At 73.6% G+C, this 20,446-nt stretch carries 17 protein-coding genes; 7 read left to right on the top strand and 10 right to left on the bottom strand.

Annotated features, from left to right (window positions below):
• Window positions 1–297: 297 nt before the first annotated feature.
• The 4 genes from infA to ACZ5FU_RS27345 form a co-directional block, all read right to left on the bottom strand.
• The gene (gene infA / locus ACZ5FU_RS27360) at window positions 298–522 is read right to left on the bottom strand and encodes a translation initiation factor IF-1 (protein ID WP_031047878.1); all 225 of its coding nucleotides are present in this window, start codon (window positions 520–522) and stop codon (window positions 298–300) included.
• On the bottom strand, window positions 519–1,310 hold the full coding sequence (locus tag ACZ5FU_RS27355; protein ID WP_451531413.1) for a GNAT family N-acetyltransferase: 792 nt from the start codon (window positions 1,308–1,310) through the stop codon (window positions 519–521). Before ACZ5FU_RS27355 ends, infA begins: the two co-directional genes overlap by 4 nt.
• 681 nt (window positions 1,311–1,991) lie before the next feature.
• The gene (locus ACZ5FU_RS27350) at window positions 1,992–4,274 is read right to left on the bottom strand and encodes an endonuclease (protein WP_451780986.1); all 2,283 of its coding nucleotides are present in this window, start codon (window positions 4,272–4,274) and stop codon (window positions 1,992–1,994) included.
• Window positions 4,275–4,592: 318 nt separating this feature from the next.
• On the bottom strand, window positions 4,593–5,993 hold the full coding sequence (locus tag ACZ5FU_RS27345) for a helix-turn-helix domain-containing protein (RefSeq protein WP_451780988.1): 1,401 nt from the start codon (window positions 5,991–5,993) through the stop codon (window positions 4,593–4,595).
• A gap of 513 nt (window positions 5,994–6,506) precedes the next feature.
• On the opposite strand from ACZ5FU_RS27345, the gene ACZ5FU_RS27340 reads away from it, so the two are divergent.
• From ACZ5FU_RS27340 to ACZ5FU_RS27325, 4 genes are all read left to right on the top strand, one after another.
• On the top strand, window positions 6,507–6,746 hold the full coding sequence (locus ACZ5FU_RS27340) for a hypothetical protein (protein ID WP_451530471.1): 240 nt from the start codon (window positions 6,507–6,509) through the stop codon (window positions 6,744–6,746).
• Between the two features lie 89 nt (window positions 6,747–6,835).
• Window positions 6,836–7,360, top strand: coding sequence for a hypothetical protein (locus tag ACZ5FU_RS27335; protein ID WP_451530472.1), 525 nt, complete (start codon window positions 6,836–6,838; stop codon window positions 7,358–7,360).
• Between the two features lie 400 nt (window positions 7,361–7,760).
• Window positions 7,761–8,966: a serine hydrolase domain-containing protein gene (locus tag ACZ5FU_RS27330; protein ID WP_451780992.1), complete on the top strand. Its 1,206-nt coding sequence runs from the start codon at window positions 7,761–7,763 to the stop codon at window positions 8,964–8,966.
• Window positions 8,967–9,345: 379 nt separating this feature from the next.
• On the top strand, window positions 9,346–9,618 hold the full coding sequence (locus ACZ5FU_RS27325; protein ID WP_469047233.1) for a hypothetical protein: 273 nt from the start codon (window positions 9,346–9,348) through the stop codon (window positions 9,616–9,618).
• Window positions 9,619–9,640: 22 nt separating this feature from the next.
• Here the strand turns inward: ACZ5FU_RS27325 and ACZ5FU_RS27320 are convergent, their stop codons facing one another.
• Together ACZ5FU_RS27320 and ACZ5FU_RS27315 are read right to left on the bottom strand one after the other, a co-directional pair.
• Window positions 9,641–10,153, bottom strand: coding sequence for a tetratricopeptide repeat protein (locus ACZ5FU_RS27320; protein ID WP_469047231.1), 513 nt, complete (start codon window positions 10,151–10,153; stop codon window positions 9,641–9,643).
• A 51-nt stretch (window positions 10,154–10,204) separates the two neighbouring features.
• A complete protein-coding gene (locus tag ACZ5FU_RS27315; RefSeq protein ID WP_469047229.1) occupies window positions 10,205–11,968 on the bottom strand; it encodes a helix-turn-helix domain-containing protein in 1,764 nt (587 codons plus the stop codon).
• Window positions 11,969–12,267: 299 nt separating this feature from the next.
• Here ACZ5FU_RS27315 and ACZ5FU_RS27310 point away from each other — a divergent pair, with 299 nt between their 5' ends.
• The 3 genes from ACZ5FU_RS27310 (at window position 12,268) to ACZ5FU_RS27300 (ending at window position 15,126) form a co-directional block, all read left to right on the top strand.
• Window positions 12,268–12,990 carry a DUF4232 domain-containing protein gene (locus tag ACZ5FU_RS27310; protein WP_451530476.1) on the top strand — a complete coding sequence of 241 codons (723 nt, stop codon included), beginning with the start codon at window positions 12,268–12,270 and terminating at the stop codon, window positions 12,988–12,990.
• A gap of 424 nt (window positions 12,991–13,414) precedes the next feature.
• Complete coding sequence (locus ACZ5FU_RS27305) at window positions 13,415–13,774, top strand: hypothetical protein (protein WP_451530477.1); 360 nt, start codon at window positions 13,415–13,417, stop codon at window positions 13,772–13,774.
• Between the two features lie 395 nt (window positions 13,775–14,169).
• A complete protein-coding gene (locus ACZ5FU_RS27300; RefSeq protein WP_469047227.1) occupies window positions 14,170–15,126 on the top strand; it encodes a M28 family metallopeptidase in 957 nt (318 codons plus the stop codon).
• 67 nt (window positions 15,127–15,193) lie between these two features.
• Here ACZ5FU_RS27300 and ACZ5FU_RS27295 read toward each other — a convergent pair whose 3' ends face one another.
• The 4 genes from ACZ5FU_RS27295 to ACZ5FU_RS27280 form a co-directional block, all read right to left on the bottom strand.
• Window positions 15,194–17,575, bottom strand: coding sequence for an AMP-binding protein (locus tag ACZ5FU_RS27295; protein WP_469047225.1), 2,382 nt, complete (start codon window positions 17,573–17,575; stop codon window positions 15,194–15,196).
• A gap of 42 nt (window positions 17,576–17,617) precedes the next feature.
• Window positions 17,618–18,046, bottom strand: a complete 429-nt coding sequence (locus ACZ5FU_RS27290; protein ID WP_451530480.1) for a nuclear transport factor 2 family protein — start codon at window positions 18,044–18,046, stop codon at window positions 17,618–17,620.
• Between the two features lie 69 nt (window positions 18,047–18,115).
• On the bottom strand, window positions 18,116–19,381 hold the full coding sequence (locus ACZ5FU_RS27285) for a beta-ketoacyl [acyl carrier protein] synthase domain-containing protein (RefSeq protein WP_469047223.1): 1,266 nt from the start codon (window positions 19,379–19,381) through the stop codon (window positions 18,116–18,118).
• Between the two features lie 45 nt (window positions 19,382–19,426).
• Entirely contained in the window at window positions 19,427–20,440 is a 1,014-nt protein-coding gene (locus ACZ5FU_RS27280) for a zinc-dependent alcohol dehydrogenase (RefSeq protein WP_451530482.1), read from the bottom strand.
• Window positions 20,441–20,446: the final 6 nt, after the last annotated feature.

Genomic DNA, 20,446 nt, shown 5'->3' with positions numbered 1-20,446 from the left:
GGCCCGGTCGACTCCCGGCCTCCGCGGGTCAGTCGCGCTCGCGTCGGGCGAGAGGGTCTACCGGTTCCGGTTCCGGTTCCGCCACGAGAGGGAATCCCGCAGAACGGTCAGGTCGGTCACGACTGGACCCGCGCCCCAGGGCCTCTCGTTTGGATCAGGCCGGGCTCGCGGGCCCCGGTGCCGCACCCCGCCGCGTTGTCGTCGGTCGCCAGGGCTCCGCCCTGACTCCCTCCTCCGCCTTGCGAGGCACGGCACCGGACCCCGCTCCCTGATCCGGCCCGATCCAAACGAAAGACCCTAGTTCCGGTAACGGAACACGATCCGGCCGCGCGTCAGGTCGTACGGCGGGAGCTCCACCAGTACCCGGTCCTCCAGCATGATCTTGATGTAGTTCTTGCGGATCTTCCCGCTGATGTGCGCGAGCACCTGGTGGCCGTTCTCGAGCTCCACGGTGAACATGGCGCTGCGCAGGCACTCGACGACCCTGCCCTCGACCTCGATGACGTTCTTGTTCCTCGTCATCGCACCAGTTCCAGGTTGCTGCTCGCCGACCGGGCGCCGAGACCCTCGAACAGCGCCGAGGCCGCCCGGTTGGCCTCGTTGACCTCGGCCCAGGCCGCGGTGGCCCCGGAGTGGTGCAGCGTCCCCAGCGCGTGGGCCAGCAGTGCCCGCGCGATGCCGCGGCGCTGCTCGCCGGCCCGGACCGCGACCAGCCCGATGCGCGGCCGTTTCATCCTCACCACCCGGATCAGGCCCAGGTAGCGGTCCTGCGCCGCGGCCACCGCGTACTTCGAAGGGTCGATGATGGTGTCGCCGTCGGGGCGGGGAACCACCTCCGCCGGCATCGACTGCCACCCGACGGTCGCCTCGACCTCGTCACGGATCGCGCGGTCCACCGCCCGCAGCAGAGTCTCGTCCGTCTGGCCGGCGGGCACGATCGTCACGCCCGGGGGTGGCAGGACCGCTTCGAGGCCGGTGACCCGCGGGTCGGTCGGTACGACGTACTCCCACTCGCGGCGCCGGACCGTGAAACCGGCCCGTCGCCAGCCGGCCGTCAGCTCGGTGTCGGCTTCGTCGACCACCGTGTACAGCGGCTCCGGCAGTTGTGTCAGCATCGCCTCGGCGAGCCGGTCGAAGGCGGCGTCGTGCCAGGCGTCGATGCTGACGAACATGCGTCCGTCGGGCCGGTGTTCCGCATGCCCGCGGCCGACCACCAGGTCGTCGTCCAACGCGTGCCACTGCTTGTCCGCGACGCGCGTGATCATCACCGCGTTCTCGCCCGGGCCGGAGGTGAAAGGCTTCGTGTTCATCGGAGTCTCCTTCCAGGAGTGCCTCGATCTCAGGCGCTCCTGGCGACACCGGTACGTCAGCCGTCGGACCGTGACGGATCGAGGGAGCACCCATGGGTGACAGTGTTCACGGGGCTCACCTCCCTACGACGATTTCACGGTCCGCCACGAAAGTAGCAGGGCACGTCGCCTCGCTCAAATCCTTTTCCCGACACCTGACATGATCGCGATCCGGCCCGCTCGAGGCGTCCTCGGCGGATGAGGCCGCAAGTCGACAAGACGAAGGAGGCGTGGAGTTCGGTACGCCGGCCCGCCCCGCGGGTCCGCACGCCGGACCACCCGGCGTGCGGACCCGCGGGGCGGCGGAACGGGGCGAGGAGCCGCCCCGCGACGCGGCGGGGCTCGCCCGGCACCCGCCCGCCCGGCACCCGCCCGCCCCGCGCCTGCCGCCCCGCGCGCGTGGCCTCATGGGCGGCCGGCCGCCGACCGGCGGCGTCGCCGGGCGGGTGCAGCCGTACTCTCCGGATTCCCTGCTCCGGACGGGTCCGTGCCGAAGCGCGGCGCCGCCCCGGCAGGCGGGGAGGGCGGCAGGGCCCGCCCGCGGCGGGCAGGCCCGCGCCGGAGAAGACCCCACCGCGCGGGTTCCCCCGGCCTCGGACCGCCGGCGAGGCCCCGGCTCCGTCCGTCATGACGCGGGATCCCTCAGGACCAGACCCCGGAGAAGTCGATCTCACGGGCCCACTCCGGATGGTCTATCAGCGGGTTCCGGTTGCCCTGGAGCTCCGCGACGGCCGCGTTGCGGTGCAGTTCGTACTCGGTGACCGGCTCCCTCTCGTGCCACTTCAACAGCACGGGCAGACGGTCCTCGGGGAACTCGCGCGCGGCGTCGCCCACCTGTCCCGGATACCGGAGCAGGAAGTACAGGGTGGCCCGGGAGACCGCCCCCTTGCCGTTCTCCGGCTCGAATCCCACGCTCTCACGCATCCCGCAGTCCTCCCGGACCACCTCGTCGAAGTCGGGGAAGTCGAAGTACGGGAAGTTGCCGCGGAAACTGTTGCAGCCGACCTCGCACGCGAACAGGTGGTGCAGATCGCCCCGCATCGGCTCCTGCTTGTCGAACCACGACTGCGGCACCACGTGCTCGCAGTTGAACGGCATCGACGCCTCCAGGGCGTCGAACTCCGCCTCGAACTCGGCCGGACCCGCCGTGCTCTCCTGGAGCAGCAGTTCCCGCACCCTGACCAGCCGCGCCTCGGCGACGGCCGCGTCCGCCCGTATCAGCTCCTCGGCGGAGAAGACCTTGCCCGAGTAGATGCTGCGCAGCCGGCCGTCCTTGTGCAGGTCGACCCAGGGGTAGACCAGCCGCATCGGCTTGTAGTGCGGCCGCGGGGTGTGGGTCTCCTCCAGCAGCGCGGTGAGCGCACGGCGCAGCGCGTCACCGTCGCCGGTGTCCACGCTCGCGTAGTACGCCTCGCGTGCCGCCGCGTCGGCGGTCCGGTCGTAGTACGGCCGCTCCAGCGCGAGCCGGTGGTTGAGCAGCGCGGCGTCGATGTCCTTCCCGACCGCCGACATGACGTCGGCCCGCCCGGCCGAGGGCTGCGGCACCGCCGTCGGAGCCGGAGCCGGAGCCGGTGCGAGCGTGGGCAGGGAGGCGAGGAGGTCCGTCGGCGAGATCGACGCGACCGGCGCGGCGGAGGACGCCGACGAGGCCGACGCGGTGCCGAAGTCGACGGTGATCCGCAGCGGGACGGTGAGCTGCGCGGCCCCGTCGACGACCGGCGACGGCAGACCCCGCGCCTGTTCCCGCGCCCCCGTGTGCGCCTGAACCCGTGCCCCGTCGGTGACCGCCGGGGAGGACCCGCCGTCCGCCATGGGCGGGGGTGCCGCAGGGGAGCTCTCCACGGGGGGCGGTGTGAGCCCGGCGGTGAACACCTCGTCCCGCAGCCGGGCGGCCTCACCGGTCAGGGCGACCTCGTGCAGCGCGCTCAGCACCCGGCTGATCCGCACGCCCTCGTTGGCCCGCCACGCCAGTTGCTGGTCGCCCATGTCGGGGCGCCACACCGAGCCGTCGACGCTCAGGGGCCTGCCCTGATCATCGGTCTTCGGGACGGCCGAGTGGTGCAGGGCGACGACCTCCCACTGGTCGTTGAGGACGGGGGATCCCGACGAGCCCTCACGGGTGTCGGACTCGTAGTGCAGGAACCGCTCCAGGACGTCGACGATCTGGTTCTCCCGCAGCGCGATCTGCTTCGGCTCGCCCCGCGGGTGCTGGATGATGTTGACGAACTCGCCGATCACGGCCTTGCCCTGCGCCTCGCTGAGCACCAGCCGGCCGAACGACGACAGCTCCTCGCCCCGGCTGCCGCGCGGGGCCACCGCGACCAGGCTGTAGTCCAGCGCGCGGTCGGTGACGAAGAAGCGCTGCGGCTCCAGCGCGAAGATCGACGGCGTCAGCGGGTTGCCGTCGACGCCGTCCTGCAGGGAGAACGCGACCCTGCTGCGGTCCGCGTCCGCCACGTCGCGCAGCACGTGGTTGTTGGTGAGCAGCAGGGAGGGGGACACCATGAAGCCGGTGCCGTGTCCGCCGCCCGGTCCGGTGATGGTGACCCGGCCGACCGAGCGGGACACCTGGAAGCCCTCCTCCAGGAACGCCACGGGGGCGAGGTTGTTGCGCCCGATCAGACGCTCGAGCCCGAGCAGTTCACCGGTGAAGGCCTCCGGGGGCAGTCGCAGGGTGCTTCCCGCGCTGCTCGCGGGCTCGGTCGGCGTCTGCTCGATCGCCCGGGCCATCGCCCAGTCGGCGCCGAGCCGCGCCAGCCGCTTCTCGACCCGCTCGGGGGCGTCGGCGTAGAGCACGCCGCGCGTTTCGAGAACGTCCTGGTTGCGTTCGCGCTGTTCGTTCCGGTTCTCATAGCGTGCCGCAGCCATCGTCAGTTGCGACAGGTAGTCCGACTCTCGTTCGGAGACGAGTTCCGCCGTGGCCATGATGTGCCTCCTGGCCGTTCGGATGGTGGCGGTGATGTTCGAGACGCGGGGTCTCTGAGGGGACAGGCAGAACGGCGTCCGGGACGGCGCCGGCACTGCCGTCAAGGGGGGACGCACCGCGGGGTGCTCGCGCGGCTTCTCCACACGATTCCGCTGCTACCGATGCTTCCAGACAGGGGAAACATGTGCAAAAGAGCCCGGCGGACCTGATGGTTGAAGGTTCAGCGGGGCGCGCGCGGTGCCGTGCGCGAAGCCCTGACCTGACCTGACCTGACCCGTCCGGCCCGGCGACGTGCCCTGTCACAGGACACGTCGGGACTACTCGTCCGGCTGTCGCAGGGGGACCCAGGCGCGCCCGCCCGTCTCGTCCGTGCCGTACCAGTAGTGCGGCATTCCCCCGATGCCGGTGGTGCGGAACGGGCGGCCGTGGTCGTCGACGCGGATCGTGCCGGTACGGCCCTGGGAGGACCAGTCGAGCTCGAGGTACCAGCGGGCGTCGTGGTCCTGTGTCGTCGCGTCGACCAGCAGCACCTCCGGGTCCTGCGCGGAGACGCGGTAGGGGAAGCGCACGGCGGGGACGGTCCGTCCGGTGTCGGCGCCGTCCTTCGGACGGGCGACGGGGCGGTCGGCGTCGAGATCCACGGTGAAGCGGCGTGGCGTGAGGTCGCTGCCGCAGCCCTGGCCCATGGCGTACGCGCTGCCGGCGGCCGGGTCGCCGCGGCCGGCGATGCGGACGTGGAGCGCTTCGAGGACCACGGCCGTGGAGGACCGCCCCTGCACCGAGATCCGCACCAGCGTATGCCGCCCGTGCACCGCGCCCTGCGTCGCCGCCCACACCCCGGCGTCCTGTTCCACCGGCGGCGGAGGCACCTGCGCGGGCGGCTTGTCGACGACGTAGTCGTGGTCGCAGCCCTTGTCCCAGACCAGGGAGTCCGTGCTCCAGGCCAGGGGCGGACCGGCGGCCGGATGCGCGGACGCGGCGGGACCGCTGCCGGTGGCGGACGGGGCGGGGGTCTTCTGCCGGGAGCCGTCCGACGCGGAGCTCCGGGAGGGGGAGGCGGTGGCCGAGGGCTTCGCCGGCCGGTGGGGGCGGGCCGCGCCGGGGGCGGTCGTCCGCGGGCCCACGGGGCGGGAGGCGTCCGCCTCGGGGGAACGGCCGTCCGGCAGGGCGGACGGCAGGGCGGACGTGCTCAGCACGGTGGCGAGCAGCGCGCAGGCGACGGCGGTCGACACCAGGACCCGCCGGCGGCGGTACCAGGGGCGGGGAGCGGGAAAGGGGACGGGCGCGTCCGGGCCGGGACGGTTGCCGGGCTGTTCCGCGGCGCGGCGCTGTTCGGCGAATGCCTCGCCCTCGTCCCCGCCCCCGTCCGGGCTCCCGCTCCCGCCCGTGTCCGCGTCCGCGGACGGTTCCCCGTCCCCGCCCCCGTCCGGCGCCGGAACCGCCGCCTCCGTCAAGTCGGCCGTACGCCCCCGCTGCCGGGCCGCCACCGCCGACAACCACAGCCGGTGCAGTTCGAGCCGTTCCCGCGGTGTCGCCCCGCAGAAGGCCGCGAGCCGCTCCACGGGGGCGAAATCCTGCGGTACCGCCTCGCCCGTGCAGTACCGGTGCAGCGTGGAGGTGTTCATGTGGAGACGCCGGGCCAGGGAGCCGTAGCTCCGGTCCGTGCGGTCCTTCAGCCGGCGCAGCAGCGCCGCGAACTCCTCGACGTCGTCCCGCATCGGTTCCGTTCCTCCGTCCCCGCCCGCGATCCCGCATCCCAGGCACCTATGTCCCTGCACGTCGGACGGGCTGGGACGGTTCCACCGTCGCCGAAGAGGGGGCAGCCGTTGCGCCGTGCTCCGGTGGCCGCGGATGCTCTTGGTGTCGCACCGGCCACGGCTGTGAGGACCAGCCGGCGTCGGGCGACGTCCGACACGCATGGACGGGCGGTCGCCTTCGGGCCACCGCTCCTGACATGACGTCACTCATCCTCATGACGCCGGTCGCCGTACTCCTCGCGGCACCGGCCCCGCCCTTGCCGACCGGCGGCATCCGCGACGGATCAGGATCCGCGGCCGCCGTGTCGGACGATCCGTTCGATCCTTGGAGGTTCCACGATGTCCGTCATCCGAAAGGCGGCCTGTCTCGCGGGCGCGGCCGCGGCCGTCGCGGTCGTGTCCGTGACCGGCGCACCGGCAGCCCGGGCGGAGGCCCCCACCCACGGCTGCCCGTACCCCTAAGTCTGCTTCTACGTGGACGAGCACGCCTACGACGCGGGCACGCCGGTCGCGAAGTACCGCGACGTCACCAGTTCCTACCAGACGGTCAGGTCCCGCCCGCACTACCACGTCGTGAACACCCGGAACGACGACGTGGCGTACCTGCGGCTCCAGGACGGCAACGCGATCTGCCTGCCGCCGAACCACCAGACCGTGTTCACGAACGCCTACAGCGTCACCGGAACAAGGATCTCCAGCAGTTCGACCTGCTGAATCCCCTCGAACGGCCGGCAGGCACCTTCGGCACGGAAGCCGGAGCCGGCCGGGAACGACCCCGTACGGACCAGAGAAGGAAGACGCACATGAACAGCAAGTCCCCCGCACACCGTCGTCCGGGCCGCCGCGCGGCCCTCGCCGCCGGCCTCGTCCTGGCCGTCGGACTCGGTGTCTCGACGCAGGTGCCGGCGCAGGCGTCCGTCACCGTCGCCGCGAAGGCGTCCACCGCCGCACCGCGGTCGGTCAGCGGCACGCCGGGACAAGCGGTCACCCGGGTCGCCGACTTCTACGGCGCGTACGTCGACGCCAAGGGCGACTACACGGACCCGGACGCCGCGCTGGCCACGGCGCTCCGCGCGCACTACCTGACACCCGACCTCGCCGGGCGGCTGGCGGCCTGGGAGGAGGAGAACGGGGCGGACGGCGTCCTGCGTGCCCAGAACGTCCCGGCGCGGTGGACGGTGACGGACAACGGCACCGTGGGCAACGGCCACGAGGTCGTGGTCACCCTGACCTCCGGCAGCGGGGGGACGACGCAGAAGACCAGGCTGTTCGTGCTGCTGGAGCGGTACGACCACATCGCCGACATCGCCACCACGAGCGCCCGCTGACGGCGGAGCCGCTCCGTCCGGTGTCCCGTACCGTGCCGTACCGTCCTGGCCGGTACGGGACACCGGACCTCCGGCCGAGGGTGCTCTCCGGGGGCAGGGTTCCGTCCCGGCCCCCGATCGCGCCGAGGGTCCGGCCCCGACGGCGCGCTCGGCCGGAGGTCCGGGCAGCCGTCCGTCGTCCGCGGAGGACCCGTCGCCTGCCCGCAGGCGTCGTGGTGCGACCGGCTCCGGGCACAGCGGTACGCGCCGCGCGCACCGGCTCGGCCGCCGCCCGGAGCGGCACGGAGACCGAGTCCTCACCCGCGGCCGGCTGGGCTGTTTGCAGCAACAGGAGGCGGCGTCGGCGTCCGCGGTCGGTGAGGCTTGACCCGCACCGCCGTCGCCACCTTCAGGAGCACCGATGCCTCTGCGTCCCGCGCGGCCTCGTCCCGCCCGGCTTCTCCGCGCCGTCCTGCGACCACGTCCGGGGTCCGTGTTCGTCGTCGCGGCCGCCTCCGCGGCGGTGCTGGTACCGGCCGCCACGGGCACCGCCGCCGGCCCGGCGGACGACCGCACGCTGCAGCGTCAGATCGACCGGTTCGTGAGCGAGCCGGGTGGTCCGCCCGCGATCGTCGCCGTGCTGCGCGACGGCCGGCAAACCCGCGTGCTGCGGGCCGGCGTCGCCGACCTGGCGACCGGCCGCCCGCCGCGGGCGACGGACCACATGCGGATCGCGAGCACGGCCAAGGCCTTCAGCGGAGCCGTGGCGCTGTCCCTCGTCGACCGCGGCGCACTGGGTCTGGACGACACCCTGCGCGAGCGCCTCCCGCACCTCCCGGACGCCTGGGGAGAAGTGACGCTTCGGCAACTGCTGCACCACACCAGCGGCCTGCCGGACTACTCGCTGGACCCCGAGTTCAACGCGGTGCTCGCGGCCGACCCGCGCCACCACTTCGACTCCCGTCGGCTGCTCGACCATGTAGCTGACGAACCCCTGCGGTTCAGCCCCGGCAGCCGGTACGCGTACTCCAACTCCGACAACATCGCCGTCGCCCTGATGGCGGAGGCGGTCACCGGCACGCCGTACGAACAACTCCTGCGACGTTCGGTCCACGGGCCGCTGGAGCTGCGCGACACCAGCCTCCCGCAGGGCTACCGCCTGCCCGAGCCCTACCTGCACGGGTACGACGTGAGCGACCCCGCGTCCCCGGAGGACGTCAGTGAGCTCGTCAGCGCCTCCGGCGCATGGGCGTCCGGTGGCATCGTCTCCACTCCGCTCGACATGACCCGTTTCATCCGCGGCTACGCCTCGGGCGCGCTCTACGGCAAGGACGTCGTGCGCGAGCAGCGCCGGTGGATCGCGGGTGCCTCCGAACCCGCCGGTCCGGGACGCAACACCGCGGGACTGGCCGTCTTCCGCTACGCGACACGGTGCGGCGTCGTCCTGGGCCACACCGGCAACTTCCCGGGCTACACGCAACTGGTGGCCGCCACTGCTGACGGCCGGCGCTCGCTGACGTTCTCGCTCACGAGCCAGATCAACGCGACCAGTGATCCCGCACGGCTCCAGCGGCTGCGCGCCGTCCAGGAGAACTTCGTCTGCGCGCTGCTGAGCGACGGGCGGTGAGGGCGCGGTGCGGTGGAAGAACATGTGGTCGTCGAGCCTGCCGGGCCCGCATCCGGTCGACGGCCGCGCCGTGGCCGGTCCGGCGCGGCCGATCGTGCCGGCCGTACCCTGACGGGGTGTACACGGTGGAGCTGCTGCCCGATCCGGTGACGGAAGAGGCCGTCGAAGGCGTGTGGCGCCGTCTGCTCGATCTGGGTCTGCCCAGTCAGGCCACGCACCGGCATCCGACGAACCGTCCGCACCTGACCTTGGCCACCGTCGACGCCCTCACGCCAGAGGTGCGGGGCCGACTGCGGCGCGAACTCGCGGTCCTGCCCTTCCCCCTGCACCTGGACGGGCTCGTACGGTTCACCGGCCGCACCCGGGTGCTCGCCTGGGGGTGCGGCCCGACGACGTCCTGCTGCGCCTGCACGAGAGGGTCTGGCGGACGCTGCGTGACGCGCCGCGGAGCGACCGGCCGAACCCCCTGCACGACCCGGACCGCTGGATCCCCCACATCACACTCGGCCGCGGCCGCGATTCCGCCTGGCGTGATCCGCAGGACGATCCGTTCCGGGGGACCGCCGCGCCGTCCGGTGTCCTGGCGGGCCGGTGGGAGGCCGCACGGCACTACGACTCGCTCACCCGGACGACCGACCGCATCGGCCCCTGACCCCGCTCGTCCGCTCCCCGCGTCAGCCGGTGCCGGCGGCGGCTTCGTCGAGCGCGGCGAGGGCGGCGGCGGCCTCGACCTGCAGGGGACTCCTCAGCTCGGCGAGGGCGTCGCGGGCGGTGAGCAGCGTCTCGCGCGCCTCCGGGCGCCCCAGGGCGACGAGCACCCGGCCCAGGTCGAGCCGGGCCTGCTCCGCCCAGGCCGCCATCTGCACGGTGTCGAAGGCCGCGAGGGCCTGCCGCAGTGGCGCTTCGGCCTCGGGCCAGCGCTCCAGGGCCGCCAGGTCGTTGCCGATCTGCTGGCGGGCGACCGCGTGGTACGCCGTGAGCACCTGGTCCGTCCGGCCGGGGACCCCGGCGCGGCAGATCCGCTCGCTGCGGCGGTGGACGTCCAGCGCCTCGGCCGCCCGGCCCGTCTGGCGCAGCAAGGTGCCCAGGGTGTTGAGGATCGACAACTCGGCCAGCCGGCTCTGCGGTGACTCCTGCGAGCCCAGGCAGCGCGCCCCCTCCCGCAGGCGCTCCTGGGCCTCCTCCATGCGGCCCAGCCGGTGGAGCGCGCCCGCGCCGTAGCCGAGTGCCCAGCCTTCCTAAAGCCCGTCCCCGCACTCGCGGGCCGCCGCGAGCGCGGCGTCGGCGCTCGTCAGGGCGGCGTGCGGGTCGTGGACACAGAGGTTGTGGGCCCAGGCGAGGTAGTTGAGGTGTACCGCCTCCTCCTGCCTGCTGCCCAGCAGACGGGCGGAGTCGGCCGAGCGCCGGAACACCTCCACCCACTGCTCCCAGTGCTGGTTGAGGTCGGAGAACCAGTGCATCGCCTCCGCCGTGTCCAGCACCTGCCGGTACCGGCCGTTCTCGTGGGCCCGGCGCAGTGCGGCGAGCCACTGGGCCCGCTCTGCCTCCAGCCAGGCCCGGGCCTCTTCCCGGCCCGTGGGCGCCGGGTCCAGGTCCGGGTCGTCCGGCGGGGTGGTCCGTTCGTGGTCGACGTCGAAGTGGAGCGCGGCGACGGTGGCCCGGCGCAGCATCCAGGACGCGGTCCGGTCGAGGGCGGCGTCGCGGACCTCGGGGCCGTCCTCGGCCTCGACCTGCTCGACCGCGTACAGCCTGAGCAGGTCGTGGAAGCGGTACCGTTCGGCGGCGGCATCGCTCTGGAGCAGTCCGGCGTCGGTCAGTTCCTCGGCGCGGGCGACCGCCTCGTCGTAGGGCAGACCGGCCAGGAGCGCCGCGGTCCGGGGGCTGAAGTCCGCTCCGGCGGCCAGCGCGGCACGGCGCAGCAACTTCTGTGAATCCGACGGGAGTTGCCGGTACGAGAGCGCGAAGGCGGCCCGCACCCGCAGACTTCCGGCCTGGAGGCCGTCCAGCCGCCTGCCCTCGGCGGCGAGACGGGCGACGAGCTTGCCGAGGCGTTCGTGCGGCCGGCCGAGGAGCCGCTGGCCGGCGATCCGGACGGCCAGCGGCAGCTGCCCGCACAGGTCGGCGAGGTCGCGCGCGGCCTGTGCCTCCGCCCGCACCCGGTCCGGGCCGATGATGCGGGTCAGCAGTTCCACCGCCTCCTCGCGTCGCAGCAGGGACAGATCGGTGCGGTGCACGGACTCCAGACCCGCCAGGGCGTGGCGGCTGGTGACGATGGTCAGGGACGGTCCGGTGCCCGGCAGCAGGGGGGCGACCTGGGATTCGTCGACGGCGTTGTCCAGCAGCAGGAGCATGCGCCGCCCGCCGGACAGGGAGCGCCACAGACCGGCACGGTCGTCGGCGCCGGCCGGTATCGCCGCGTCGGCGACCCCCATCGCGCCGAGCAGCCGGGCCAGCGCGTCCCGGGGGGTGGCCGGCTCGGGGTCCATGCCGTGCAGGTCCAGGGCGAACTGCCCGTCGGGGAAGTGCGGGGCGAGGCGGTGCGCGGCGTGCACCGCGAACGCGGTCTTGCCCAGACCCGGCTGCCCGGCGACCACGGTGACCACCGGCCGGTCCGCGCCGGCCTCCCGCACCAGGTCCAGCAGCCGGGCGAGGGCCGGGCCGCGGGCGGTGAAGTCCCGGATGTCACGCGGCAGTGCCAGGGTGCCGGAGCCGACCGGGCCGGTGGCCGGCCCGGGGCGCGGTCTGCCGAGGGCGGCCGACCTCTCCAGATCCGCCGCCTCGTCGCCGTCCAGTCCCAGCGCTTGCGCCAGCGCCTGCACCGTACGACGCTGCGGCCCCCGGGTCCGCCCGCGTTCCATGTCGGCCAGGGCCCTGACGCTCACCCCGGCCGCATGGGACAGCGCCTCCTGGCTCAGCCCGACGCGGATCCGCAGAGCCCGCACCTGCTGCCCGAAATCCCCCGTGGAACCCGTGGAACCCGTGGAAGGCGTGCCGTCGTGCACCGTCGATGTCTCCTGCCGTCCGGCTCGTCCGGACGCGAGCCCCCGGCAGAAGTATCGCCGTCGGTACTTCTGCCGGGAGAACCGCCTGGGCCGTGGAGACCGGAAGTGATCGACTGAAGGCCGACGCGGAACGCCCCTGCCGGCCTGCGCGGTCCTGGGCGCCCCGGCGCACGGACCCGCCGGGGAACGGGGCCGTCCAGGCCCGGCAAGGGCCACCGACCACCGCGAAGGACAAACAGGACGACACCGGCCGACGGCACCGCGCCACGGCCTCGAACCACCTCACGGGGGAACTCTCCATGAACACCCAGCGCCACCGCTCCACGCTGCTCGCCGTCGCGGGCACGGCTCTCGCCCTGTCCCTCACCGCCTGCCAGAACGGCACGGACTCCGATTCGACGTCCGCGCCCACCACTTCGGCCACGGTGGCCTCGTCCACGGCGACCGCCGGCAAGGACGCCGGCACCTCCGACGCGGCGGGGGCGACCGACTCCGCGGGCTCGGCCGGATCGAAGGGCTCCGCGGACTCCACCGGCGCCTCCACGGGCACGACCGGTTCGGCCGGGTCGACCGGTTCCACCGGCGAGCAGGTGACCGCCTCCACTCCGGTCTGCACCGCGGGGGACGTCCGCGTCACCGCCGCCACGCAGGACGGTCCGCCCTACACCCACATCGTCCTGACGGCGCGGAACACCACCCGCCACTCCTGCCGGCTGACGGGCTTCCCCCGCATCCAGTTCCTGGAGAGCCACAAGCAGGACGTCCCCTCCGTCGCCGGGAGCAAGCCGGCCACGCCGGTCGTGCTCACTGCGGGGGCCCCGGCCTACGCCCTGGTGAAGCTGTCCGACGGCGGGGTCGACGAGGACAACGAACCCGTGTCGGCGTTCTCCGTCATGCTGGAGGGCGACTCCACGGTCATCGCCGTCACCGCGCCCGGCAGCGGCGGCATCGCCGTCGACCCGGCGAAGGCCCTCACCGGCTACTGGACCCCCGAACTCCGCAACGGCGCGGACGATTTCTGAGTCCTGTGCCAGGTGACGACCGTCGCCTCGGGTGAGGCGGTCGCACCGGCTCCGGCACCGCGTCCGGGCCGCGCCGGTGCGACCGCGACACCCGCGGACCCCTTCCGCCCGTGCCGGTCGCACCGGGTCAGGCGCAGTCCCCACACGTCGCACCGGATACCCCTTTCCGCCCGTGCCGGTCGCACCGGCGTCCACGTCCGACCGGGACGCCGCCCGCCTCCTGCTGCCCGCGGTGAGGCGGCCGCAGACGCGGCCGCACCGGGGCGGAGCCCCGACTCCCTTGCCGCGACGACCCGGTGGTCACGGAAGCCGAAGGAGCCTCGCCCCGGGGGAGGGGAAGGCGCGCCGGCGGTCCGGGCGGAGAGCCTCCGGGTTCACGAACGGGAGGGCCGGGCATCCGGATGCCGAAGGGAAAGGTGGTGTCATGTATCTGGCACGTGGATCCGTCGGCGATCCCGGTGACTGGCTCTGGGCGCTCGCCGCGCTCGCGCTGTACGCGCTGATCAGCTACGGACTGGATTACCGCGCGCGGGTCCGGCGCGGCTCGCGGCATCCGGGCCGCGACGCCCTGCACGACCTCAAGGACCGCGAGGAGCCGCAGCGGCCGCGCCACCGCGTCGTGAGCCGCCTGATCATGCTCGGCGGGGGTGCGCTCACCGGTCTCGTCGCGTACCTGACCTCCGGCGGCCTGCGCGTCGCGGCCGTGGTCCTCACCGCCGCGGTCGCGGTGGTCCTGTGGGCGTACTACGACCACCGCACCGAGACGGCCTCCACCGCAGGGTGAGGCGTGCGCCGGCGCCCTGCCGCCGTCCGCGCGCCGCTCCCGCCGCCCCCGACACCGCCCGCCGCCCGATTCCGTCGGGCGGCGGGCGGTGTCGGCATGCCACCCCGTACCGCCCGCCGCTCCCGCCGGACGCCGCCGTGCCGGGGCTGCGAGATCCCGCCAGTGATCGCCGGGCGTTCCGGTGCGACGGCGTCCTTCCGGAGCGCCCCGCGGGGGCTGTCCGGCGGAAATCCCCGGGAAGAGGATCGTTGCCGCCCTGGCGCAAAAGGAGCGCCCTTCCAGTTCCGTTTGTGAAAGCCGCTGGCGTGCTCCCGGATGCCGTGGAAGTATCCGGGAAGATCACGGGAATTCCTTGATCGGATACGCAAGAAGTCACCCGTAGAGGGGAATGCGCAGTGTCTTTCACGTCGTCCCGTTCCGCCGCCGTCACCGCGTCCGCGCTGTCCGCCCTGTTACTGGGGGCGACCGGAGTGCACGCCGAAGAGCCTGCTCAGGCGGGCTACGCGCCCGACATCCCGGTCGCCTCGGTGATGAGCCACCTCGACGCGCTCCAGAAGATCTCCGACGCGAACAACGGCAACCGCGCCCACGGCACCACCGGTTATCTCGCCTCGCTCGCCTATGTGCAGGGAAAGCTGAAAGCCGCCGGATTCACCACCACGCGTCAGGAATTCGAGTTCGGCGGGAAGAAGAGCTGGAACCTGATTGCGGACTGGCCGCGCGGCGGGAGTTCCGGAAAGGTCCTCATGGTCGGGGCGCATCTCGACTCGGTCGACACCAGCCCCGGGATCAACGACAACGGCTCCAGCGTCGGGGCCGTCCTGGAGACCGCCCTCACGGTGTCCGCGCGGCAGGCCGTCCCGTCCCGGCATCTCCGGTTCGCCTTCTGGGGTACGGAGGAGGAGACCTACATCGGGTCCACGCACTACGTGAACACGCTGCCGGCCGCCGAACTGTCCAGGATCACCGCCTACCTCAACTTCGACATGATCGGCTCGCCGAACCCGGGCTACTTCGTCTACGACCAGAGCCCCGCGATCGCCCGCCACTTCGACCGGTACTTCCGCGCCAAGGACATCCCCACCGAGCCCGCCACCGCGCTCGACGGCCGCAGCGACCACGAGCCGTTCCTCGCCGCCGGCGTCCCGGTCGGCGGCGTCTTCACCGGCTCCGCCGAGGTCAAGACGCCCGAACAGGCGGCCAAGTGGGGCGGCACCGCCGGCCAGACCATGGACCCGTGCTACCACCTGGCCTGCGACACCCCGGCCAACATCGACCGGCGCGCGCTGGACGTCAACACCGACGCCGTCGCCGCCATGGTGTGGAAGCTCGGCGTACGCGGCCAGGAGTGAGTGCCCCGCGGGAGGGGGCAGGGACACCGGGGCGGCGACCCGCCCAGGTCCCCGCCCCCTCCCGCGGTCAGGCGCGCCGCCGGCCGCGGGGGCGGGCCGCCAGGCGGGCCAGGCCGTCCCGGTCCACCTTGCCCGTGGGGCCGACCGGCAACGCCGGCAGGACCAGGACGTGCTCCGGGAGCATGTAACCGGGCAGGATGCCGGAGAGGTGGCGGCGGACCGCACCGGCCGTCGGGGCCGGTACCACCGCGGCCCCGTCCGCCGCCGGCTCCTCCGTCCCCGCCCCGGAACCCGTCGCCACCGCCGCCACGATCCGGGGCCCGTCCTCGCCCCGCAGCGTCGTCACCGCGCAGTCCACCACGCCCGGCACCTGCCGCAGCGCGGCCAGCACCTCGCCCAGTTCGATGCGGTAGCCGCGCACCTTGACCTGGTCGTCCCGCCGGCCGCGGAACTCCATGTAGCCCTCCGGCATCCAGCGCGCCCGGTCGCCGGTGGCGTACATCCGCTCGCCCGGCAGGCCGCTCACCGTGTCGGGGGTGAAGCGGCTCGCCGACAGCTCCGGGTCGCCCACGTACCCGTCGGCCACCACCACGCCCGCGATGTGCAGGTCGCCCTCCACCCCGATCGGACAGGGCTTGCGGTCCTCGTCCAGGACGTAGTAGCGGGCGTTCCGGATCGGTCTGCCGTACGGGATGCTGGACCACCGCGGGTCGACCGCGCCGACGTCGAAGTGGTTGGACCAGATCGTCGCCTCCGTCGCCCCGCCCAGCGCCACGACGTGCGCCCCGGGAAAGAGGGTCCGCACCCGGTCCGGCAGGGTGAGCGGCACCCAGTCGCCGCTGAGGAAGACCAGCCGCAGATCCGGCACCCGCTCGCCGGGCGGAACGCCGTCGCCGAACGACATCACCATGCCGAGCGCGGCCGGCGCCGAGTCCCAGAAGGTGATGTGCTCACCGAGCATGATCTCCAGCAGCCGCTCCCCGTCGGCGAGTTCGACGGGCGGGACCACGCGCACGCTGGCACCCGCGGCGAGGATCCCGAGCAGGTCGTACACCGACAGGTCGAAGGTGAGGGCGGTGACCCACAGCAGGCAGTCGTCCGGGCCGACGGCATAGGTCTCGTTCACCCACTGGATGACGTTCACCGCGCTGCGGTGGCGCACCGAGACACCCTTGGGCACCCCGGTGGAGCCGGACGTGAAGATGACGTACGCGGTGTCGTCGGCGCCGGGCCCGGCCGGCAGCGGCAGGTCGCGGGCGTCCTCCACCTCGCTCCAGGTGCTGACGACCGGGGTGTACGGCGTCCCGGCACCGGTGGGCGCCAGGCGCAGGACGACGTCGTAGCGCTTCCGCAGGACGGCCGGCCAGTCGTCACCGGTGCGGCGGCGCACCTCCGCCCTCACCGGCAGGCCGAGTTGCTCGCCGAGCCGCTCGAACCAGACGGCGGGCAGCCGCAGATGGGCGCCGTCCCGCTCCCCGTCCGGTTCGGCGAGGTCGGCGAGGACCACCGCCCCGCCCGGGGCCAGCGCGCCCAGGGCGTCGCGCAGCACCGACCGCAGGTACTCGAAACCGGGGAAGAACTGCGCGACGCTCGCCAGCAGCACCACGTCGGCACCGGCCGGCGCCACCACACGCCCCAGCTCGTCGGCGGGCGCGTGCACGAAGCGCGCGTCCTCCCCGGCCTCCCGGGCCGCTCGTTCCAGGGCCACCCGGGACACGTCGACGCCGGTGTAGGAGGCGGTCCGGCCGCGCAGGGCGCGCGCGAGCAGCCCGGCACCGCAGCCCACCTCGACCACCCGCGGACGCGGCGCCGCCGCCGACAGCACGAGGTCGCGCACGTGCGTGACGTAGGTGTCGACCTGCCCGGCGGTGATGCCGTCGGCCGGGTTGCGGTGGAAGCCGGAGGCCCGCGCCAGGTCGTCGTCCTCGGCGACGGCGTCCCACAGCATCTCCACCGCCTCCGTGTCCAGCGGGTCCGCGGCCGCGCCGCGCAGGTCGGTGCAGACCAGCCGCGCACCGGTGCCGGCCAGCTGGCCCGCCTCCTCCGCGAGCCGCGCCAGCGCACGGCCGGTCACCAGGAAGCGGATGCCCAACTGCCGTACGGGAGCGGCGATCCGCGGGGCCGGCCAGCGCGAGTCCAGCGGCACGTAGGCGGCACCGGAGCGCAGCACCCCGACGACCGACAGCACACTGTCGTAGGAGTTGTCGTGCAGGACGCCGACGAACCCGCCCCGGCCCACGCCCTGCCCGGCCAGGAAGCGGGCGAGCAGCCCCGCGTCGTGCCACAGCCGCCCGTACGTCCTGACCTCCCCCGCGCCGAGGCGGACGGCCGGGGCGTCGGGGGACTCCCGCACGCGCCGTTCGATCAGGTCGATCATGCTCACCCCGTCCTCGAACGGACGGGCCGTGTCGTTCCATTCGGCCGGGGGCAGCTCCCAGGGCTCTGTCATCCGCCCTGCCTCCTTCAGCGGTCGCGGTCGGCGGACGGGCGGTCAGATGACGCGGCCGTACTTGGGGTTGTCGCGGTGGATGACCCGCTCGCGGATGCGCAGTGCGCCCTGCTCGCGCACCATGTGGTCCTCGACGCTGGAGGAGGAGAAGAAGCGCACCGTGTCCTCGGTGTCGGTCTGGGTGACCAGTGAGTAGTAGGTGACGCGCAGGCCGTCGCCCTCGGCGGGCTCGATCAGGAAGTGGTCGAACCAGTGCCGGGTGACGAGCCCCTCGTACATCGGGAGCATGCTCTTCATCTTGGCGCGCATCGCCTCGCGGCCCTCCACCTTCTCCCCGCGGTGCGGGTGGGCGACCGAGCCGTCCTCGGTGAAGGTGGCGGTGAACTCCTCGATGTCCAGGTCGTCCAGGACACGCATCTGACGGGCGTAGAAGTTCTTGACCTCGACGTAGAGGTCGGCGCTGACGGACATGGGTGCTCCTCGGTGGGTGGTACGGACGACGGGATGCCGACGGGATGCCGACGGGATGCCGACGGGATCTCAGGAAAGGGGTGCTTCCTCCAGGACGAGGAAGGCGTTGGTGCCGCCCACGCCGGCCGACATCAGGCCGGCCGTGCGCGGACGCCCGTGCGCGGGCCAGGGGCGGCCCTCGGGGAGGATGCCGAAGCGGGCGCCGCGGCCGGTGAACTCCTCCACCGGGTCCTCGGTGTTCGGCGTCGCGGGCAGGAACCCGCGGTCGATCGCCAGACAGGTCTTGATCAGGGCCGCCATGCCGGCGGCGGTGTCGCAGTGGCCGACGGAGGCCTTCACCGAACCGACCGCGACCGGCGGTCCCTCCGTGCCCAGGGCCTCGATCAGCGCGGTGGCCTCGATCCGGTCGTTGAGCGGGATGCCCACGCCGTGCGTCTCGACGTAGTCGACGTCCCCGCCGGTCAGGCCCGCCGCGGCCAGGGCCCGGCGCACCGCGCGCACCTTGCCGTCCACGCCCGGGATGACGAAACCCGCCTTGGCGCGGCCGTCGTTGGTGACCGCGCTGCCCCGGATGACGGCGTACACGGGGTCGCCGTCGCGCAGCGCGTCCGCCAGCCGCCGCAGCAGCACCGCGCCCGAGCCGTCGCCCGGGACGACCCCGTTGTGCCGGCGGTCGAAGGGACGCACGACGCCCTCGGTGGAGTAGATGCTGCGCGGGGTGCGCACGTAGGTGCCGTCGGCGTCCCCCTGGACGGCCACCGCACCCGCCAGCGCGTAGTCGCAGGCGTGCAGCCGCAGGCTCTGGCAGGCCAGATGGACCGCCACCGCCGACGTCGCGCACGCCGAGTCGAGCATCACCGACTCGCCCCACAGGTCCTGGAGGTAGGAGAAGTAGGGGCCCGCGAACGTCGGGTCGACGTGCACCACGTCGTCGAACGCGGCGCGCGGCACGTGCTTGGTGCGCGCGCACCCCGCGTACACGGCCGTCCGGTCGGCGATCGCCGACAGCCGCAGCCCGGCGTCCTCCGCCGCCTGCCACAGCGACTCCTGGAGGATGCCGTGCTGCGGGTCCAGCCCCTCGACACCGACCAGCGCGCTGTCGTACCGGTCGCGGTGCGGGGCGACGCCCCACGAGTGCACGCGCAGCCGGCCCTCGCCCAGGTCCTCGACGACCGGTACCGGCTCCCGCCGGAAGCAGTCCCGGCCTGCCACCAGGTTCGCCCAGAACGCCCCGGTGTCGGGTGCGTCGGCGAACCGGCCGCCGACCCCGATCACCGCCACGGGCCCGGCGTCCCCGGCCCCCGTGGTCCGCTCCGCACGGCTCGGCTCCGTCATCGTCCGTGTCCTTTCCCGGCCCGGTCCGTCCCGGGCGAGCACGTCTCAGTCAAAGCTGATCGCGACCTTCACGACGTCGTCGCGCCGGGTGTGCGCCAGCTCGAAGGCCCCGGCGATGTCCTTGATCCCGATCGTGTGGGTGAGGTGGTCGTCCACCCGGATCGAGCCCTCCCCGATCAGCTCCAGCGCGGTCCGGAAGGAGGCGAGCCCCGGCTCCAGCTGCGCCCCGCCCACCGCGTGGACCAACTGCGCGTTGCGCACGAAGAGATGGGCGTAGGGGATGCTCATGTCGTACGCCTCGGGCATGCCGAAGAAGCCCAGCCGGCCGTGCTGCCCGACCATCCGCATCGCGTGCTCGCGCGCCCCGTCGGTGCCGGCGGCCTCCACGACCAGGTCGGCGCCCTGCCCGCCGGTCACCTCCATGACGGCCTCCTCGGCGCTGTCGCCGGGCACCAGCACGGTGGCGTCCGCGCCGAGCGAACGGGCCACCGCCAGCCGGCCCGGCTCCAGGTCCACCGCGACGACCCGCTCGAAACCGCGGTGCCGCAGCGTCTGCAGGAACAGCAGGCCCGCCGAGCCGACGCCGACGACGGCGGCCGTGCGGCCCGGCGGGACGGGCTCCGGCCAGAACCGCTTCAGCGCGAAGACGACCGTGCCCAGCTGCTGCGCCATCAGGTGCGAGGCCGGGGACCCGGTGTCCCGCAGCGGCAGCAAGAACCGGTCGGCGATGGTCTGGTAGCGCGCGAAGGACGCCATGTACGCGTGGTTGGGCACGGTGAGCACCAGGTCGCCGGGGGCGAAGCGCGCCGAGCGGCTCTCCACCACCTCGCCCACGCCCTCGTGCCCGGGGTAACCCGCCGGGCACGGGTAGGGGTGGTCACGCATGTCCCGGAAGAACGGGGACTCGGCGCGCACCCGGTGCACGTCGCTGCCGCAGATGGCGGCGAGGGTGTTGCGGACGAGCACCTCGTCCTCGGCCAGGTCCCGGAAGGCGACCTCCTCCACCTCCAGACGTCCGGGTTCGACGAGTACGGCGGCTTCGCCACGTACGAGCGGCATGCGGAC

It is taken from the genome of Streptomyces sp. NPDC031554, from assembly GCF_055580685.1.
This window is presented reverse-complemented; position numbering and strand designations above follow the sequence as displayed.

What these genes read in the sequence shown, in the direction of transcription:
- ACZ5FU_RS27280 (WP_451530482.1), bottom strand. Translation starts at nt 20,440, where the DNA reads ATGCCGCTCGTACGTGGCGAAGCCGCCGTACTCGTCGAACCCGGACGT.
- ACZ5FU_RS27310 (WP_451530476.1), top strand. Translation starts at nt 12,268, where the DNA reads ATGAACACCCAGCGCCACCGCTCCACGCTGCTCGCCGTCGCGGGCACG.
- ACZ5FU_RS27295 (WP_469047225.1), bottom strand. Translation starts at nt 17,575, where the DNA reads ATGACAGAGCCCTGGGAGCTGCCCCCGGCCGAATGGAACGACACGGCC.
- ACZ5FU_RS27320 (WP_469047231.1), bottom strand. Translation starts at nt 10,153, where the DNA reads ATGGAGGAGGCCCAGGAGCGCCTGCGGGAGGGGGCGCGCTGCCTGGGC.
- ACZ5FU_RS27335 (WP_451530472.1), top strand. Translation starts at nt 6,836, where the DNA reads ATGAACAGCAAGTCCCCCGCACACCGTCGTCCGGGCCGCCGCGCGGCC.
- ACZ5FU_RS27330 (WP_451780992.1), top strand. Translation starts at nt 7,761, where the DNA reads ATGCCTCTGCGTCCCGCGCGGCCTCGTCCCGCCCGGCTTCTCCGCGCC.
- ACZ5FU_RS27290 (WP_451530480.1), bottom strand. Translation starts at nt 18,046, where the DNA reads ATGTCCGTCAGCGCCGACCTCTACGTCGAGGTCAAGAACTTCTACGCC.
- ACZ5FU_RS27285 (WP_469047223.1), bottom strand. Translation starts at nt 19,381, where the DNA reads ATGACGGAGCCGAGCCGTGCGGAGCGGACCACGGGGGCCGGGGACGCC.
- infA (WP_031047878.1), bottom strand. Translation starts at nt 522, where the DNA reads ATGACGAGGAACAAGAACGTCATCGAGGTCGAGGGCAGGGTCGTCGAG.
- ACZ5FU_RS27355 (WP_451531413.1), bottom strand. Translation starts at nt 1,310, where the DNA reads ATGAACACGAAGCCTTTCACCTCCGGCCCGGGCGAGAACGCGGTGATG.
- ACZ5FU_RS27305 (WP_451530477.1), top strand. Translation starts at nt 13,415, where the DNA reads ATGTATCTGGCACGTGGATCCGTCGGCGATCCCGGTGACTGGCTCTGG.
- ACZ5FU_RS27350 (WP_451780986.1), bottom strand. Translation starts at nt 4,274, where the DNA reads ATGGCCACGGCGGAACTCGTCTCCGAACGAGAGTCGGACTACCTGTCG.
- ACZ5FU_RS27345 (WP_451780988.1), bottom strand. Translation starts at nt 5,993, where the DNA reads ATGCGGGACGACGTCGAGGAGTTCGCGGCGCTGCTGCGCCGGCTGAAG.